At 66.5% G+C, this 17,166-nt stretch carries 16 protein-coding genes; 5 read left to right on the top strand and 11 right to left on the bottom strand.

What is annotated here, in order from left to right; genetic code table 11:
* Positions 1-253: 253 nt before the first annotated feature.
* The 5 genes from FPP74_RS02890 to FPP74_RS02870 form a co-directional block, all read right to left on the bottom strand.
* Positions 254-1,507 carry an ATP-binding protein gene (locus FPP74_RS02890; RefSeq protein ID WP_122086358.1) on the bottom strand — a complete coding sequence of 418 codons (1,254 nt, stop codon included), beginning with the start codon at positions 1,505-1,507 and terminating at the stop codon, positions 254-256.
* Positions 1,508-1,984: 477 nt separating this feature from the next.
* Complete coding sequence (locus FPP74_RS02885) at positions 1,985-2,977, bottom strand: L-lactate dehydrogenase (protein WP_240510656.1); 993 nt, start codon at positions 2,975-2,977, stop codon at positions 1,985-1,987.
* Positions 2,978-3,145: 168 nt separating this feature from the next.
* Positions 3,146-4,549 (bottom strand): amino acid permease, encoded by a 1,404-nt coding sequence (locus FPP74_RS02880; protein WP_144717099.1) that lies wholly within the window; start codon positions 4,547-4,549, stop codon positions 3,146-3,148.
* Positions 4,550-4,640: 91 nt separating this feature from the next.
* Positions 4,641-5,540, bottom strand: coding sequence for a trypsin-like serine protease (locus FPP74_RS02875; RefSeq protein ID WP_144717098.1), 900 nt, complete (start codon positions 5,538-5,540; stop codon positions 4,641-4,643).
* A gap of 2 nt (positions 5,541-5,542) precedes the next feature.
* On the bottom strand, positions 5,543-6,484 hold the full coding sequence (locus FPP74_RS02870) for a DUF418 domain-containing protein (RefSeq protein WP_144717097.1): 942 nt from the start codon (positions 6,482-6,484) through the stop codon (positions 5,543-5,545).
* An 81-nt stretch (positions 6,485-6,565) separates the two neighbouring features.
* On the opposite strand from FPP74_RS02870, the gene FPP74_RS02865 reads away from it, so the two are divergent.
* A complete protein-coding gene (locus tag FPP74_RS02865) occupies positions 6,566-7,234 on the top strand; it encodes a response regulator transcription factor (RefSeq protein WP_095536984.1) in 669 nt (222 codons plus the stop codon).
* Positions 7,231-8,301 (top strand): HAMP domain-containing sensor histidine kinase, encoded by a 1,071-nt coding sequence (locus FPP74_RS02860; protein WP_144717096.1) that lies wholly within the window; start codon positions 7,231-7,233, stop codon positions 8,299-8,301. The genes FPP74_RS02865 and FPP74_RS02860 overlap by 4 nt, the downstream gene beginning before the upstream one ends.
* Here FPP74_RS02860 and FPP74_RS02855 read toward each other — a convergent pair.
* From FPP74_RS02855 to FPP74_RS02835, 5 genes are read right to left on the bottom strand one after another with little or no spacing between them, the layout of a single operon-like run.
* On the bottom strand, positions 8,298-9,347 hold the full coding sequence (locus FPP74_RS02855) for a hypothetical protein (protein WP_144717095.1): 1,050 nt from the start codon (positions 9,345-9,347) through the stop codon (positions 8,298-8,300). The genes FPP74_RS02860 and FPP74_RS02855 overlap by 4 nt on opposite strands.
* A 57-nt stretch (positions 9,348-9,404) precedes the next feature.
* Positions 9,405-9,635 carry a hypothetical protein gene (locus FPP74_RS02850; protein WP_144717094.1) on the bottom strand — a complete coding sequence of 77 codons (231 nt, stop codon included), beginning with the start codon at positions 9,633-9,635 and terminating at the stop codon, positions 9,405-9,407.
* Between the two features lie 16 nt (positions 9,636-9,651).
* Positions 9,652-10,302, bottom strand: coding sequence for a hypothetical protein (locus FPP74_RS02845; protein ID WP_144717093.1), 651 nt, complete (start codon positions 10,300-10,302; stop codon positions 9,652-9,654).
* A 42-nt stretch (positions 10,303-10,344) separates the two neighbouring features.
* Positions 10,345-11,016, bottom strand: coding sequence for a hypothetical protein (locus FPP74_RS02840; RefSeq protein WP_133063998.1), 672 nt, complete (start codon positions 11,014-11,016; stop codon positions 10,345-10,347).
* Between the two features lie 54 nt (positions 11,017-11,070).
* Entirely contained in the window at positions 11,071-12,426 is a 1,356-nt protein-coding gene (locus FPP74_RS02835) for a CitMHS family transporter (RefSeq protein ID WP_144717092.1), read from the bottom strand.
* A gap of 152 nt (positions 12,427-12,578) precedes the next feature.
* Here FPP74_RS02835 and FPP74_RS02830 point away from each other — a divergent pair, with 152 nt between their 5' ends.
* The 3 genes from FPP74_RS02830 to FPP74_RS02820 all read left to right on the top strand — a co-directional run bounded on the left by FPP74_RS02830 (position 12,579) and on the right by FPP74_RS02820 (position 16,618).
* Positions 12,579-14,627, top strand: a complete 2,049-nt coding sequence (locus FPP74_RS02830; protein WP_144717091.1) for a DEAD/DEAH box helicase — start codon at positions 12,579-12,581, stop codon at positions 14,625-14,627.
* A 202-nt stretch (positions 14,628-14,829) separates the two neighbouring features.
* Entirely contained in the window at positions 14,830-15,642 is an 813-nt protein-coding gene (locus tag FPP74_RS02825) for a hypothetical protein (RefSeq protein ID WP_095548410.1), read from the top strand.
* Positions 15,643-15,700: 58 nt separating this feature from the next.
* Positions 15,701-16,618, top strand: a complete 918-nt coding sequence (locus FPP74_RS02820; protein WP_144717090.1) for a trypsin-like serine protease — start codon at positions 15,701-15,703, stop codon at positions 16,616-16,618.
* Between the two features lie 61 nt (positions 16,619-16,679).
* Here FPP74_RS02820 and FPP74_RS02815 read toward each other — a convergent pair whose 3' ends face one another.
* Positions 16,680-17,162, bottom strand: a complete 483-nt coding sequence (locus FPP74_RS02815; protein WP_144717089.1) for a DUF2269 domain-containing protein — start codon at positions 17,160-17,162, stop codon at positions 16,680-16,682.
* Between the last annotated feature and the right edge of the window lie 4 nt (positions 17,163-17,166).

Here is a 17,166-nt window from a genome sequence, read left to right as displayed (position 1 = left end):
GCGCAGTACCTGGTGTGGGGGCTCTGCGCGGCCTGGGCTTTTGAAAAACCCGCTCGCCCGGCGCCTTCGCTCATCATTTCGAGGATTATTACAATCCGCGTACTACAGTTTGAAACTTCGGGGTCCGCGCCGCTGGTTTAGGCGCTCAGCAGGGCGATGGATGCGTTCCTGGTGTTGCGTAATCCTGCAGTGCACGGAGTTTATACATGCTTTTGCAATTCCGGGAGAATGGTTTGACTCGTTTCTGTGACCGCTAAGCGGTGAGGGTGCCCAAAGGAATCACGTGTACTCCGCTAGGAAGCGTGTATGCATACTCCGTAGCGGTGATAATGGCTAAGTATGCAGGCGACCCGACCCTGTTGGTGTCGACACGTTCGTCACGGAGTTTGATGAGGTTTGCTTCGGCTTGTGGGATCTGCGACGCCCCGAGTTTGACTTCGCAGGCACCCCATTTTCCGTCCTCGGGGTATTCGATGATGGCGTCAACTTCAAGGCCCGTGTTGTCGCGGTAGTGGTAGACGTGACCGTGCTGGAGGGCGGATGCAGCACGCAGGTCTCGGATGACCATGGACTCGAAGATCTGGCCGAAAAACTCTGGGTCCTTCGCGAGACGGTCAACGCCGATACCTAAGGCGGCGCAGGCCAGGCTGGGGTCAGCGAGGTGGAGCTTCGGTGAGGTGCGCAGCCGTGATTTGGATCGGAGCGCGACGCTCCAAGGCTGCAATTCGTCGAGGATGAATATTCGGGTAAGTGCCTGGAGGTAAGTGGAGACCGTTTTCGGATCGACTGTTGTGGCATCGGAAGACACGTCTGCAGCGAGTGTTTTCAACGTTGCTTCGCCAGAAATGTTCCGAGCGATGGATTCCAAGGTCCGACGAATGTTTAGCTGGTTGTGACGTGTGCCAACGCTTTCTGGTACTTCCACGTCGAAGACATTGTCCAGGTACGAGCGATTAAACATGACCGCCTGCTGGGTGTTGGTGCCGAGTAGGCCTGGCCATCCGCCACGTACGGCTTGTTCGGCCATGCCCTTATAGGTGAGCTTGGAAACTCCGCTCACACCAACGCCCGGTTGTAGCTCTGCGAGGCTTACCTGGTTTGTCGACGCCCCACTCTCCGCGAGCGACATTGGACGCATCCTCAATCTTGCAAAGCGTCCCGCACCTGAGTGACGCGTGGTGTCATCGGCTGGTGCCGCTGATCCTGAAAGGATGAACTCCCCGCGTCCTTGGCGATCGTCAATCTCATGGCGGATCGTGTTCCATATGGAAGGTGCGAGTTGCCACTCATCAATGAGGCGAGGCGTTGGGCCGTTGAGTAAAATTGCGGGGTTCAATTCGGCGAGCGTGATCAGCTCGGGGGATCGGTCGAGGCGTACAGAACTTGCAGCCTTTTGGAGGGCAGTAGAGGTTTTCCCGCAAGCGCGTGGCCCTTCAAGGAGGACACCTCCCATGAGCTGGAGGGAGTCCTCCAAAACCTGATCTGCAAAGCGGGAAAAGTACTGCACACCAGCATTGTACCCAATTATGCAACGATTTTATACCCGCTTTTGCAACAGTTTTATACCCGATCCTGCAACGATTTTATACCCGCTTTTGCAATTTGTGGATGATGGGAGGCTTCGCTCCTCTGCTACGTGTTACATGAATATGCGGGCTGTGGACGGACGGTCGTATTGGGGTGCGTGTAGGGTACGAAGCCTACGAGCGTTCACCCAGTGCTTAGTGCATACCGAGTAATCGGGTTCGGGGTGGACGCAGCCTGTCGCGCGGTGCGATGCGCATCATATGATCGAGCATCGCCATGGTGGGGAGACTGTGCCGCATAATCTTGGGTGGTCGTGTCAGTATCACAATTCGCAGGCTGCGCGTGGGACTCGTGGGCATACCGAGCGTCGGCACGGGGGGGGGGGGTATGTCTCCCCGCATGGGAAAGGCACCGCAGAACTGCGGTGCCTTTTTACGAGTCGAGCGTGAGCGCTGGCTTAGACCAGGCCAGCGTCCTCCATGACCTTGCGCAGGGTGGTTGCGGAGTGGTCGAACTTCTCCTTCTCCTCATCGTTGAGGCGGAGTTCGACGGCCTCGCGCACACCGTTGCGGTTCACCACGGCCGGGGTGCCGATGTAGATGTCGTTGTGGCCGTACTGGCCGTCCAGCTTGGCCGAGATCGGCAGGACGACGTCCTCGTTGGCGAAGATGGCGCGGGTGATGCGGGCGAGGCAGCTGCCGATGCCAAAGTCGGTCGAGCCCTTTGCCTGGATGATGTGGTACGCGGCGTCGCGAGTTGCTACGAACATCTCGTCGACCTCCTTGTACACGTCCGGGTTGCTCTCGGCTTCCTCGGCGAGGCGGTTGCGCAGCGCGATACCTGCGATGGAGCCGGTGGAGATGACCGGGAGCTCGGTGTCGCCGTGCTCGCCGATGATGTAGGAGTGCACCGACGATGCAGACACGTTGTACTTCTGGGACAGGTTGTAGCGCCAGCGGGCGGTGTCCAGGACGGTGCCGGAGCCGAGCACCTGGGAGGCGGGCAGGCCGGTCTGCTTCTGGGTGGCGTAGGTCAGAATGTCGACCGGGTTGGTGGCGACCAGGTAGATGCCGTTGAAGCCGTTTGCCATGACCTCCTTGTTAATGGACTCGAAGATCTTCACGTTGCGGCCCACCAGGTCCAGGCGGGTTTCGCCTTCGCGCTGAGCGACGCCCGCGCAGTTGACCACCAGTGCCGCGTCGCGGCAGTCCTCGTAGGTGCCGAAGGTGACCTTGGTGTTGTGGCCGGAGTAGGGGACAGCGTGGTTCAGGTCCTCGACCTCGCCGCGAGTCTTTTCCTCAGCGAGGTCGATGATGGCGAGCTGGTCACACAGGCCCTGGTTGATCAGGGCGTAGGCGTAGGCGACACCAACGGCGCCGGCGCCGATGAGCACGACCTTGTTGCCGGGGGTGATGTTGTTCTTCGGGGTGGACGGGTTCGTGATGCTCACTGTGGTTCTCCTCTTTCCGATACCGTGACCGGTAGACGTTGTTTCCGGCATCCATCATTGCACAACGTTGGGGACGGTGCCGCGGAGCCGGTCAGAAAACAACGGAATTTCCCGTAAAGTCGGACGTATTCGGGCGAAAGCGGGCACGGTGGCGTCGATAAGCCAGCCCTACTTGAAGTCTTCCTCCGTGTGCGCCGCAGCGATCGCCTTCGGGCGGCCGGTGACGAAGTACATGCCCGTCATGACGACGAGGAAGACGACGCCGGCGGCGAGGGCGACGTGGTACTGCGGCAGCCACACCATGATGCCGAACGTGAACAGGATGAACGCCACGGCGAACCACTGGCCGTAAGGCCAGAACGGGACCGGGAAGTGCAGCGCGCGCTGCTCGGCGGCCGTCATGCGGCGGCGCGAGGCGAGGTGGGCGATGAGGATCATCAGCCAGACGAAGACGGTGGCGAAGGTGGCGAGCGCGGCGATCGTCTCGAAGACGTTGGGGAACTGCGCGTTGAGGACAACGCCCACGACCAGGACGATGAGCAGGGTCACGGTGGTCATGACGGGGATGTCGCGAACCGTGCGCGCCATCACGCGGGGCGCGAGTCCCTCGCGAGCCAGGCCGGTGAGCACGCGCCCGGTGCCGAAGAGGTCCGCGTTGATGGCGGAAAGTGCTGCGGTGATGACCACCAGGTTCAGCAGGCCCGCCGCCCAGTTCACACCGAGGGTGGAGAAGATCTGCACGAACGGGGACTCGTCGCCGGTGATGGTGCGCCACGGGTTGAGCATGAGGATGACCAGGATGGCCAGCACATAGAACAACAGGATGCGCACCGGCACGGTGTTCACGGCCTTGGGGATGGAACGGTCCGGGTCGTCGGCCTCGGTGCCGGCCACGCCGATGATCTCAGTGCCGCCGAACGCGAAGAGGACGAGTATGAACGCGGCGATCATGCCCTCGGGACCGTTGGGGAAGAAGCCGCCGTCGTTCCACAGGTTGGCAAGCCCCGTGGTTTCGGGGTGCGTGCCCAGCCCGAAGGCGAGGACGGCCGCGCCGCCGACGATCATGGCCACCACGGCGACGACCTTGATCAGCGTGAACGCGAACTCCAGCTCGCCGAACCACCGCACGCTGGCCAGGTTGGCGGCGCCGATGACCAACAGGGTCGCGGTGATCCACACCCAGGCGGGCGAGCCGGGGAACCAGAACTTCATGTAGATGCCGATGGCGGTGAGGTCCGCCAGGCACACGATGATCATCTCGAAGGCGAACATCCAGCCGGTGATGTAGCCGCCCAGCCCGCCGAGGTGCTCTCGCGCGTACACGGCGAAGGAGCCGCGGACGGGGTGGCGCACGCTCATCTCGCCGAGCGCGCGGAGCATGAAGTACACCACCGCGCCGCCGAGCAGGTACACCAGCAGGACGGACGGCCCAGCGGCCTGGATCGCGCCGGCCGAGCCGTAGAACAAGCCGGTGCCGATGGCGGAGCCGAGCGCGATGAAGTGGATGTGTCGGTGGCTGAGGCCTCGAGCTTTGCGTGCGGTCTTCGCAGGTGTTGGGGAGCTCGTGGACATCGGCGCTGAGCCACCTTCCATAAAATTGTCCGAAACAATGGGCTTTTACAGCATATTGCCACATTGAGCCTCGCCAAATGTGGGGTTCGGCCTATTGCTTATCGACGCCTCCGTGCCCCCTCCGCCGCGCAACCACCGACGCACCGGCCGCCACGGCGAGCAGCACCGCGATGGCGATGAGGTACGGTGTCGCGTTCGCCTCGCCGGCGCCGGGGTCCGCCGCGGCATCAGCGTCGCGCAGGTCGTCGGCGATTGCGTCGTTGATCCATGCAGCGGCGTCGCCGAGCGGGGCAGCGGAGGCGGCCGCGTTGGTGTCCATGGCGACTTCCTCCGGGTCGTCCGGGTTCACGAACAGTCCGGCGCTGAGCACGCCGGTGAGCTTGCCGTCGCGGAAGACGGGGCCGCCGGAGTCGCCGCCCTGGATGCCGGCTCCCTGGGCGAGCGCGACGGTGAGGGCTTGGTGGGCGTCGAAAAGCGCCATGGGGCTTGCGCCCTCGACGGTCGCGTCGGTGACGGGCAGGCGGGTCGTGGCGCCCGAGCCGTCGGAGGACCAGCCATAGACGCGGGCGGCGGTGTCGGGGCCGGGGACCTCGGTGTCCACGGTGGCGTAGCGGTCCAGGCCGAGGTCATCGGCGGTGTGCAGCAGCGCGATGTCGCCCTGGGGCGCGGTGAGCCACCGATCCACGGCCACCGTCCGCTGCGCGTTACCCTCGCCGGTCCGCACCGACCCGCCGGCGGTGGGCAGGTGGTCCATGCAGTGGCGGGCGGTGACCACCCAGTGCGGCGCGACTGCGGTGCCAGTGCACACGCCGTCGGCAGGGTCGTCGTTGGCGGTGCGCACGGAAACGACGCTCGCGCCCTCGGACGCGGTGTCGGGGGAATCGACTGCGAACGTGTCGGATTCGAGCGCTCCGGCGGGCGTGGCGGCCAGCGCCGTGAGCGCTGCGACGAGCGCAGCGGCGGCGGGGATCGTGGAGGTGGAGATTCGCATGGTTATGCTCCTTTGGTAAGTGTGGTGGGAAGTGGTCGCGGGGGTAGGTCCTGGCGCGAGAGCGACCGGGTGAACGCGCGCAGGGCTTCTTCGAGCGGGCCGCGCGGGAAGCGCAGCAGCCACACCGACGCAAGCGCGCACGCGGCGGCGATGCTCACGGCCGCGGATGCCGCGCCGGGCGGCACAAGGTCCGCAGTGGTCACGTGCAGGCAGTACACCGTCAGCGGCATCCGGCCCAGGGCCTGCAGCGGGTACGGGCAGAAGCGCCGGAACACGATGAGGCAGACGGTGAGGACGCCCAGGGAGCAGCCGACCTCGCTGAGGATGGCGATGAGGCCGCCGGTGTGGCCATTGGGGTTGAGGAAGGGGTGGAGGTGGGCGTCGATAAGCGAGCGGGCCCACACGCCGCCGACGGCGAGCGCGAAGCCGAGCGCTGCGAGCCACACGCGCGGGCGCAGGCGCGCCGCGATCAGGCCGGCGACCATGAGCGCGGCCCACTCGAACAGCGGGTACGGCGGGGCGGTGACCGCGAGCGGGAGGCGCAGCGCCGAGGCGAGCGTGAGCGCGGCGAACAGGGCCGCGAGCGTGCGCGTGCGCCAGCGCGGCGCCGGTGCGAGTGCGAGGTAGCAGGCGCCGAACGCGCCGAGAACCACCTCGATCGTGCCGGTCAGCGGGGTGAGCACGACGTGCAGGGCGAGCAGGGCCGCGCCACGCAGCATCGCCTGGTGGCGCTGACGCGCCAGCGCCACCCCGCCCGTGGCGCGCGACGAGACCTGCATCGACACGCCAGCGAGCACCGCGAACAGCGCCGACGGGAAGCCGTAGAGCCACGGCGAGGTCGAATCGGTCAGGTGCGCGCACATCATCGCGGCAAGTGCGACGGCGCGGGCGGCGTCGAGACCCGCGATGCGCGTGGGCGGGGGAAGTCTGGAAGCAGTCGTCATGGCACACACGCTAAAAACTGCCGTGTTGCGAGAGCGTTAACGCGCGCTTCGCCCGCGCCCACCGGCGTTAGACTGACCCGCATGTCCAACGTGTTAGTTGTGGAAGACGAGGCCTACCTCGCCGATGCCATCGCCGCCGCCTGCGCCGCGCACGGCCTGCAGACCCAGGTTGCTTACGACGGCGCGCAGGCGCTCGAGATGCTCGAATCCGCCGACGTGGTGGTCCTCGACCGGGACCTCCCGCGCGTTCACGGCGACGAGGTCTGCGCCCGCATCCGCGCCGACTACCCGCACATCCGCGTGCTCATGCTCACCGCGGCCAGCGCGCTGGACGAGCGGCTTGGCGGCTTCGCGCTTGGCGCCGACGACTACCTCACCAAACCCTTCGAGGTGCCCGAGCTGCTCGCGCGCGTGGACGCGCTCATGCGCCGCCACACCCCGCCGCAGGCCGACGTGCTGCGCTGCGCGGACGTGCGCATGGACACCGCGCGCCGCACCGTGACCCGCGCGGGCGCGCCGATCGCGCTGAGTCCGAAGGAATTCGCGGTGCTGGAGACGTTGCTCGCCGCCGACGGCGCGGTCCTGTCCGCCGAGGCGCTGCTCGAGGAGGCGTGGGACGCGTTCGCCGACCCATTTACCAACTCGCCGCGCGTGACCATCTCGCACCTGCGCCGCAAGCTGGGCCAGCCCTGGATCATCCACACCCAGCCCGGCGCGGGATACTACGCCGCGGAGGAGGCGCGCCCGTGACGCTGCGCCTGCGCCTGACCCTTGTGTTCGTCGCCACCGTCTTTTCCGCCGGCGCGGCGCTCACCGCCCTCGTGTGCGCATACCTCGCGCTCACACCGGTGCCGCTGCACGTCTCTCTGCCAGGGCCGGAGGGAGTGCTTATCGACGCCGCCATGCCCATCCCCGCCGACATCATCACCGTCGTGCTCGTCACCATGCTGATCGCGCTTGCCCTGCTCACCGCGCTTGCGGGGGCGGTGGGCTGGTTTGTCGCTGGGTACGTGCTCACGCCCGTGCGCCGGCTCGCCACGGTGGCGCGCCGGGTCTCCGACGGCGAGGTCAGCCAGCGCATGCACTACGAGGGGCCTGCCGATGACGTCGGCGACCTGGCCCGCGCCTTCGACCAGATGCTGGACTCGCTGGAAGCCTCGCTCGACGCGCAGCGCCGCTTCGCCGCCAACGCTTCGCACGAGCTGAAAACCCCGATCGCCACGATCCAGACCGTTGCGGACGTCGCGCTCATGCAGGGGAATCAGGGTGGCACCGCGCTGCGCCGGATTCGCGAGGTCAACGCGCGCGCCGGGGAAACGGTCGAGCGGTTGCTTGCGTTCGCGCGCGCCGAGGCGGCGCAGCCCGGCAGCGTGCGCGGCGAGCAGGTGGACGTGGCCGCGCTGTGCGAGGAGGTGTGCGCGCAGTACGGCGTCGCGCTGCGCGTCGATCCCGCCGCGGCGACGGTTGCCGGCGACGCGGTGCTGCTGCGCCAGGCCCTGGGTAACCTCGTCGCCAACGCGGTCGAGCACGGCGCGCCGGGCACCGCCACGGTGGTGGTGAGGGGTGCGGATGGGGGCGTTGAGGTGGGCGTCGATAATGACGGCCCCGAGCTGGGCGAACGCGAGGTTGAGCGGCTCAAAGAGCCGTTCGTGAGGGGAGCCGGGCGCGTCGCGGGTTCGCACGGGTTGGGGCTTTCGCTTGCCGACGCCATCGCGCGCGCCCACGGCGGACACCTCGACCTCAAGCCGCGTTCCGGCTGTGGGCTGGCCGCGCGGCTGAAGCTTGAGCGGTGGCGTCGAGAAGCGACACAGCGCTAGAGCATCTCGGTACCGGCGATGACGAAGACGCCGCCGCCTTCATTCCGGCACAGCGGGGCCGCGTTGAGCACGTCGGTGTGCGTGCCCGGCAGCATATAGTCCATGCTGCACGACCAGCCGTCGGGCGAGGACCACTCCATCGTCGGCGGCTGCACCTCGCCGGCCTGCAAGGCAGTGATGAAACGCTGGGCCACATCAAACGTGGTGGTGCAGTCCGTGTTGTCGGCGTGCGCGATGAGGGAGAAGTGGTGGGTCTCGCCAGTTTCGGTGTCCGAGGCGCTGACCACGTTGCACGGCGTGCCCTCGGGCGCGGCGGTGTTGGCGAGGTCGAACAAGTCCGGGTTCGGCTCGCCGTGCTGCACGCTTTCCGCCGGCGGGCTGTGCACCGCGGTGTTGCCGTTGGAAATGGTGAGGCTGTGCACGCCACGCTGGATAACGACGGTGTCTTCTGCCGGGCGGGCGAGCGTAAACCCGCTCAGCGCAACCTTCTGCCCGACCTGCAGCTCCGGGTAATCCTTCGTGTACTCGTCTTTGTGGATCGGCTCCTGGCTGCTGAAGGTGTAAAAGCCGACCGTCGGCTCGTACTGCATGGACAGTGCGCGCTCGCCGGATTCCGGCGGGGTGTCGTATTCGCGCGCCGGGTTTGCGGGGTCTTCGATGCCGATGTCGCAGTTGAATTGGAACATCTCGTCCTTGCCCTGCGTGTAGCTGGGCGCCATGCGCTCGGTGGGGACCATGCAGCCCTTGGTCCCGACCCCAGGGAAGCCGACGGCGAAGGTCACTGGCGTGGCCTTGAACGTGTCCGCGGGGACCTCAGTGAGGCCGGCGAGCTCCTCGGGCGAGACCTCGCGGACCTCCGTCGTGGTGGGTTTGGTGCTGGTCGTGGATTCGGGTGGACGTGAGTCGGTGGTCTCGCTGGACGCGGTGGTTTCTGTGGTGGTGGTTTCGGTCTCGGGAGCGTCGTCTGGCGCAGCGCTACACGACGCCAACGTCAACGCCGCCGCGGCACCGAGGGGAAGGACCTTGCGTGTCAGTGAGTGTGTCACGGCTCTCAGTGTAACTGTGGCCTGGGTAACACGCACGAGATTTCTGGGGCGGGCCGGCTAGAAGCGGGCGACGTCGTCAGGCCGCAGCGCGACCACCGCGCCGGATCCCTCCTGGGCGGGGTTGCCGGCGCGGTCCGACGCGCTGCACGTGTTCTTGGCATTGGCGCGGATCTGCTCGTCGCCGGGGAGGAACCACCCGTTCGCGCAGCCCCAGCCGTTCGGCGCGGTCCAGAACCCGGCTTGGCCCTCGACCTCGCCGTTTCTGTAGGCGTCGACGTAGCCGCGCATCGCCGCAAGGGCGCTCTCACAGGTCGTGCCGTCCTCCAAGGCGATGATTTGGTACGAGCCACCCATCGAACTCTCGACGGTGCCGCAGACATTGCCGGTAGCCGCCGCCGTGGAGGTGGGTGACGGTGAGGCCGTCGACCGTCACCTGCTCGCCCTCCCTGAGGCGCTGGGTGCCGGGGTGGAGCTCGGCGCCGGGGGAATACGCCGTGCTGAAACGCCCGCCGTCCTCGTCCCAGTTGATCACGTTCGGAGCCGGCGGATTGGGAACGCCGTAGTCCTCCTCGGTCGGGGGCACGGGGTCGGCGAAGTCCGCGTGGCAATAGGTCCCCGAATCAGATTCGGAGTTGAGCTCCGCTGTCTTGATGAAGCAGTCGTGGAACCAGCGGTCGCCGTCGCCGCCGATGACGTATGCGGTACCGAGCAGGAACCGCTCCGGGTCGACGACGGTGTAGAGGTCGGCCTGCTCCGCCTCCGCGGCACTCGTGTCTGGTGCCTCGGACTCCGCGCTGGGTGCATCGCTGGTCACGGCTTCCGTGCTCGCCGCGGTCGCAGAGGTCGCAGAGGTCGTGCCGTCGGCGCCAGGTTCCCCGCCGCCCCCTCCGCAGGCGGCGAGTGCGAGGGAAGCGGACACCAGGAGAACGGTCGTGGCCCAACGACGTGCGTGCATACGAAAAACTATAAAGCGGGCTGTGTGTTCCCGCGGCGTTTTTTAGCGCGGAATCTCGTCGACGGCCTCGGTGGCCTCCTGCGGGTACATGGCCACGACCTGGTGGCGCGGCTCGCCGAAGCGCGCCGCGTTGCCGCGCGTCGAGGTCTCGTCGGTGTTGTCTGGGTCGTCGGACGGGTCGAGCAGGTCGGCGTCCTGGCAGGTCATGCGGCCCTGCGAGTGCGTGTCCAGCTCGCGGGGGAGCAGCCAGTCCATGGAGCAGTGCCAGCCCTCTTCGGAGGTCCAGTTGTGGAAGCGGTCCGCGTCCGCGCCGTAATCGTCGGCCTTGTATTCCTCCATGACGTGCTGGCCAGCGCTACAGGACGTCCCGTCCTTCACCACGATCACCTCGAGGCGCTCGCCGTACGCGTTGACAATCTCGCCGCACTTGGTGCCGATCGGCTGGGGGTCGTCAGTGGCAATCGCCTTGTAGGTCGTCGGCTCGGTCTTGGCAGCGGCAGAGGAGGAGGCGGCCGCGGCGGAGGACGCGGACTTCGCAGCGCTTGACGACGATCGCGCCGCCTGCGACGCGGCGATCACCTCTTCATCGGACCGGGAACTCGTGGTGCTCGACGCATCCTGGGATGCGTTGCTGTCGCTGTCGCCGCTGCCGCAGGCGGACAGCGGGAGGGCGAGCAGAAGGACTGAAGCTAGCAGGGAAGAAGTTTTACGCATGCGCACATAGTACGGCAATGTTCCTGTTTTGCGGCGGGTGATCGGAAGGGCCTATTACGCCATCATCCCGGTCGCAAACGCGCCGAGCACGAGGACGACCGAGAAGCCCCAGCACAGCGGGAACGCGACGCGGATGTACTTGCCCATGTTGGCACCGGCCAGCCCGAGGCCCAGCCACAGGGCGGGGGAGAACGGGCTGACAAACGTGCCGATGACGTTGCCGACGATCATGGCGGTGGCCGCGCCCATGCCGGAGACGCCGAACGCCGCGGAGGTTTCCTGCACGATGGGCAGGACCGAGAAGTAGTAGGCGTCCGTGGAGGTGGCCAGGTCGAGGGGCACGCCCAGCAGGCCGACGATGACGTGGATGTAGGCGCCGACGGACGCGGGCAGGACCGAGATAAGCGAGAGCGCGATCTGCTCGAGCATCCCGGTGCCGTCGAGCACACCAAGGAACATCGCGGCGGCGAGGATCACGCCGGCCATGGATAGCGCGGTCGGGGCGTGGCGGCGCAGCACGTCGTTCTGGTCGTCCAGGGTGGCGAAGTTGGTGATGAGCAGCAGCGCCGTGCCCACCAAAAACGCCGGCCCGGGCGAGGTGATGCCGGAGACGAGGACGCCGATCAGCGCGAGGGTGACGATGACGTTGATCGCGGTGACCCAGGTGCCGGTGCGCGGGGTGAGGTTGAATTTGGCGCGCTCCTCCGCCTGGGAGCGGCGGAACTCTTCGGCGATGGCGTTGACGTCGACGGTGGCGGTGGCGTCGTGAAGCGATCGCTTCGAGATACGGCGCTTCTCGGATAGGCCGAAGCCTGCGGCGACAAGAAAGACGAGGACGATGGCGATGCCCTGGGCGGGGAGGAGGTGGGCCCAGATCTCGTTGGGGGTGGCCTCGATGACGCTGGCGGCGCGGCCGACGGGGCCGCCCCACGGGATCATGTTCATCACGGACGCGGACAGCGCGACGAGGGTGAGCAGCACGTATCTGGACATCCGCATCGCCTTGTACAGGGGGAGGAGCGCCGGGATGGTTAGCAGGAAGGTGGTCGAGCCGGAGCCGTCGAGGTGCGCGACGATCGCGATCGCGGCGGTGCCGAGGGTGACCAGCACGACCTGGCCACGGGTGGCGCGGATGAGCGCGGTGATGACGGGGTCAAAGAGGCCGACATCGGAAAGGATGCCGAAGAAGATGATCGCGAAGATAAACATCACAACCACCCCCATGACCCGCTCGAGGCCTTCGCCGTAGAAGTCGGTGATGTCACCGATGCCGAAGCCGGTGATGAGCGCGCCGATGATCGGGATGAGGGTCATGGCGATAATCGGGTGCATTTTGCCTTTGAGGAGCACGCCGACGGTGACGAGGATGATGTCCAACCCGACCAGGGTCAGCGCGAGCGGTGAAGTCATGCGGGAAACACTACTGCGCTATTGCGGGACATGTCACATTGGGTGGGTGTAGTGAGTTGCAGCCAAACGGGGGTGGAAACGCCAGCGCCGGGTGCGGATGGCCAACTTGCGGAATAGTCCTGGGGCTCCATGTGGCGTACGCTGGTGAAGCAATGAGCAATTCCGAAAACGCGACCGGCAGCGAAAATGGGCCGGATATGAACTTGTCGGAAACTCAGAACACCCCGCAGGATGTCGCAGCGGACGCAGTTGAGCCTGCCGCTGCAGAAGACACCAGGGATGCGGGTTCCTCTGAGCACACCGGCGCTTCTGTGCAGAAGACTGCAGAAGCCACCGAGAACGTAAATACTGAAGCAACCGAAGCAACGACGCCGAACGAGTCCAGCGAGGAGAATGCAGAGCCGGAAAACGGCTTCACCACGCTGAGCCTGCCGGACAACGTGATCGCGGCAGTGAAGAAGGTCGGCTTTGAAAAGCCGTCCGCAATCCAGGCGGAGACGATTCCGCTGCTGATGCAGGGCCGCGACGTCGTCGGCCTGGCGCAGACCGGTACGGGCAAGACCGCAGCGTTTGCGCTGCCGATCCTGAGCCGCATCGACACGAGCAAGCGGTACCCGCAGGCACTCATCCTCGCGCCGACGCGCGAGTTGGCGCTGCAGGTGTCCGATTCCTTCCAGTCCTTCGCTGACCACCTGGGCGGCGTGCACATCCTGCCGATTTACGGCGGGCAGGCGTACGGCATCCAGCTGTCTGGCCTGCGCCGCGGCGCGCAGATCATCGTGGGCACCCCGGGCCGCGTCATCGACCACCTGGAGAAGGGCTCGCTGGACATCTCCAGCCTGCGCTTCCTGGTGCTGGACGAGGCCGACGAGATGCTCAACATGGGCTTCCAGGAGGACGTCGAGCGCATCCTGGAGGACACGCCGGACGAGAAACAGGTGGCCCTGTTCTCCGCGACAATGCCGAAGGCGATCCGCCGGATTTCCCGCGACTACCTCAACGACCCCGAAGAGGTCACCGTCAAGTCGGAGACCCGAACGAACACCAACATCACGCAGCGCTACCTGTTCACGGCGCACCGCAACAAGCTCGACGCGATCACCCGCATCCTTGAGGTGACCGAGTTTGAGGCGATGATCGTCTTCGTCCGCACGAAGAACGAGACCGAGGAGCTGGCCGAGAAGCTGCGCGCCCGCGGATTCTCCGCCGCCGCCATCAACGGCGACATTGCGCAGCAGCAGCGCGAGCGCACGGTGGATCAACTGCGCGACGGCCGTCTGGACATCCTTGTGGCCACCGACGTCGCCGCCCGCGGCCTCGACGTCGAGCGCATCTCGCACGTGCTCAACTTTGACATCCCGAACGATACCGAGTCGTACGTCCACCGCATCGGCCGCACCGGCCGCGCGGGTCGGTCCGGCGAGGCGATCCTCTTTGTCACCCCGCGCGAGCGTCGCATGCTGCGCTCCATCGAGCGCGTGACCAACGCGAAGATCGAAGAGATGGACCTGCCCACCGTGGACGAGGTCAACGAGAGCCGCAAGGCGAAGTTCATGGACTCCATCACCGAATCCCTCGAGGCGTCCGACCTGCAGATCTTCAAATCCATGGTGCGCGAGTACTCGGCGGCGAACAACGTGCCGATGGATGACATCGCCGCAGCGCTCGCCACGCAGGCGCTTGCGGGCGACGAGTTCCTCATGAAGGAGCCGCCGAAGGACAAGCGCGACCGGCGCGATCGCGACCGTTGGGATCGCGACGACCGTGGTGGGCGCGGCCGTCGCGGACGTGACGACCGTGACGATCGGGGCCGTGGCAAGCGCCGCCACAACGACAGCGACAACTTTGACACCTACCGCCTGGATGTGGGCAAGCGCCAGCACGTCCGGCCGGGTGCCATCGTCGGCGCGCTGGCGAACGAGGGTGGCCTCAATTCCAAGGACTTCGGCCGCATCACCATCGGTGGAGACTTCACCCTGGTGGAGCTGCCGAAGCAGCTGGACAAGAAGGTCCTGGACCGGCTCTCCGACACCCGGATTTCCGGTCAGCTGATTAACATCCAGCGCGATCACGGCGCACCCCCGCGCGACCGAGGCGGTCGCGGGCGCCGCGGTGGCTTCGGCGACCACAAGGATCGCCGGGACAAGTTCCGCGGCGATCGCCGCGACAGGGGCGGGCGCGGTAAGCGTCACTGGGACTAGGCCCTTGCTGCGGAAACGGGGCCGGTGAGCACAGCGCTCGCCGGCCCCGTTGCGCTTTCCGGGGTGGTTCCAATGCAGACCACACCCGCACAGTAGAGTGAGATGGACTTCACTGCCTCCACTGCGAAAGGGTGCCATGTTCGGACTTCACCGGGGAACGCATCGCGCGCTGACAGGACTGTCAGCGCCGTCAGGAAGCCGGGTGGCGCGAGCCGTTGTGGGGTGCGTGCTCGGGGCGATGGCGGTGGCGTCGATAAGCGTGCAGCCCGCCGCTGCCCAGCCGGTGGTGGCGCAGGGCTCCGTGGTGGTCGTTGAGGGCGGGGGAAAGTGCACGGTGGGCTTCAGCGATCCCGCGCACCAACGCAGCCTGATCGCGGCGCACTGCGGGCGCGAGGGCGGCAGGGTGGCCATCGTGGACCCCGCGACCGGCGCGTCGAGCGGCCCCGTCGGAACGTTCTTCCGCTCGAAGGCGTTCGACTCGCGCCTGGGCAATGACTGGGCGGCGATCCAGTGGGACCCGGGCGTGGCGATCGGGGGAAATGGGTACTCGGGTAACGGCTGGGTGCACCCGAACGACATCGCGCTCGGCGAGCCGGTGTGCTACCACGGCAACACCAGCCACGGCGGCGGGGGCGAGACCTGCGGAAAGTTCGCGGGTTCGGTGGGGAACACGTTCTTTGTGGATGCCCCGCTCACCCGCGCCGGCGACTCCGGCGGGCCCGTGTGGGTGCCGGGGCGCGGCTTCGTCGGCGTGATTTCCAGCCAGTGGGCGGCTCGCCAGCTCCCCGTGGTCGGTGGCGCCAACTTCGTCGTTGGCGTTGTGCCAAGCGACGGCCCGGCGGTGTCGCAAACGCAGCTGATGGGGCTGTACATGGAGAACCTGGCTGCCCCGGTGTCGCGCGGCGGGTCCTCGGTCGGTCCGGCGGGGGAGCTGCTCCGCCGGGCGGTCAGTACTGTGTTTGGGGTATTTTCCCGCTTCGGCCTGCCGGAACCGGCCTCTGTGCACTACACTTAGGAGATATTCGGGCGAATTGCAGTTCGCTTCCAGTTTTCTCCAATGCTAGGTGGACCCCATGTCTTCTTCCCGTTCCCTGCTCGCCGCCGCGCTCCTCACCTCAACCCTGCTCGTGCCCGCCCCGGCAGGGGCCGCGCAGCTCGACTCGCCCGTTCAGGGCATGGCCATCGGGACGAGCATCGGGTGGTGCACCCTGGGCTGCAACGACAAGGACCAGCGCATCAGCTACACCGCCGCGCACTGCGGCAAGGAGGGTGACCGCGTCCACCTCGTGGACCGCGCCACCGGGAAGCAGTCCAAGGACATGGGCACGTTCCGGCCGTCGACCAAGTACGACGGGGCCTTCTCTAACGACTGGGGCTATATCGAGTGGGACCGCGACGTGCGCTTGGGCGACAACGTCTACTCAGGGGATACGATCGTGGCTCCGTCCGCGGTAAAGCGCGGGGCGAAGGTGTGCTACCACGGCGAAACGTCCCACCTGGGCACCGATGAAATCAGCTGCGGCACCTTCTACCGCGCGGTGAACGAGAGTTTCACGCTGCGCGGATCCACGTGGAAGCAGGGCGATTCCGGTGGCCCGATCTGGGTGGAGGGCCAGGGCTTCTTGGGCGTGACATCGGTCGGCCCGGCGGACCCGAACAGCGTCGGCGAGGCCTGGCTTGGCCCGGTGCACGTGAAGGGGAAGCCGATGGGATGGGGAGCAGCGCCTCGCGACGGCCGCGCGATCACCTCCGAGCAGGCCAGCCGAGAGTTCTTCGCCGCCGCCGGCCTGGACGAGGCCGGGCTGTACGACGGCGTCATTGATAAGAGCACTGCCGGTTCGTCCGGATCCTCGGAGAACGGGTCTAGTGCTGAGTCCGGCGCTGCGTCCAGCTCGGAGAAGTCGCCGGGCGAGATCCTGGCCATCGTGGTGCCCATCCTCGCTGTCGTGGTGCCGCTGCTCGCCCAGCTTGCCCAGGCCTTTATGAAGTAGCCGCGCGTTCAGGGGCACGAAAAAGCCCCGCGCGAGGCGGGGCAGATGCGTTCCGGGTGGGTTAGACCGGCGCCGGCAGGAACATCAGCACGAAGGTGAGCAGCCAGAGCAGGTTGAAGATGCCGGAGCCAGCGGTGGCAGTGGCCTTGGCCTTCTCAGAGTTCGGCGCAACGTCCGAGGCGTCGCCTTCCGCAGGGGAGAGCGCGCCGAGCGAGCCCATCATCTTGCGCTGCTGCGGGATGACCAGGAAGAACAGCAGGCCCCACGCGATCACGGACAGGATGATCGCGGTGTGCAGGAAGTAGTTGGTCTTGTAGGTGCCCCAGTCGGAGGCCATGACGACCGCGCCGAGCAGCGGGACCAGGACGGAGAGCATGCCGTAGGTGGTCGTCACCTTGTGCAGGACGGATGCGCGGCCGGTTGCTTCCTCGCCGCCGTTGCGCGATTCTGCGGCTTGCTTGGGGAACATGGACGTAGACACAACGACGGGGCCGAGCAGAATGATCGCGGCCACGACGTGCAGGGCGGTGAAAAAGGTAACCATGGTG

Origin of the sequence: Corynebacterium sp. NML180780, assembly GCF_007786415.1 — a bacterium.
Lineage (GTDB): Bacteria > Actinomycetota > Actinomycetes > Mycobacteriales > Mycobacteriaceae > Corynebacterium > Corynebacterium gottingense.
This window is presented reverse-complemented; position numbering and strand designations above follow the sequence as displayed.